General features: G+C 34.8%; 1 pseudogene. It reads left to right on the top strand.

Annotated elements, in window-relative coordinates:
- Positions 1-72: 72 nt before the first annotated feature.
- Positions 73-440 (top strand): annotated as a pseudogene (locus tag SB679_RS23125) (RHS repeat-associated core domain-containing protein); the annotation flags it as partial.

Raw genomic sequence — 440 nt, 5'->3', positions numbered from 1 at the left:
ACCATAAAAAACAGGTATACATACAGTCCTCAAAATTTCTTGTTGAAACATTATCAGCAGATTGGTTCCAATATGGAGGAGTTATTATCGGATTATACGTATAATGACCTGGGCCAAATCATTAATAAAAAGGTAGGTAATAACCTTCAAAGTATAGATTATACCTACAATATCAAAGGATGGTTAACGGGCATTAACCCAAATGAAATAGGAAACTTAGGGAACAAGCTTTTTGCTTATAAAATTAAATATACCCAAAGAGAAGGTGCTGAAACCCCTAATAATGATTATCCTGATCTGAAGGTAAAACCAAAATATGACGGAAGTATTACTGAAGTTGATTGGAAAACGGCCAACGATAACATAATGAGAAGATATGGCTACAGTTATGATGGAACAAACAGGTTAAGAGCAGGGTTTTACCAGACAGATGCCAATCC

Origin of the sequence: Chryseobacterium sp. SIMBA_029 (genome assembly GCF_046535275.1) — a bacterium.
Taxonomy (GTDB): domain Bacteria; phylum Bacteroidota; class Bacteroidia; order Flavobacteriales; family Weeksellaceae; genus Chryseobacterium.
This window is presented reverse-complemented; position numbering and strand designations above follow the sequence as displayed.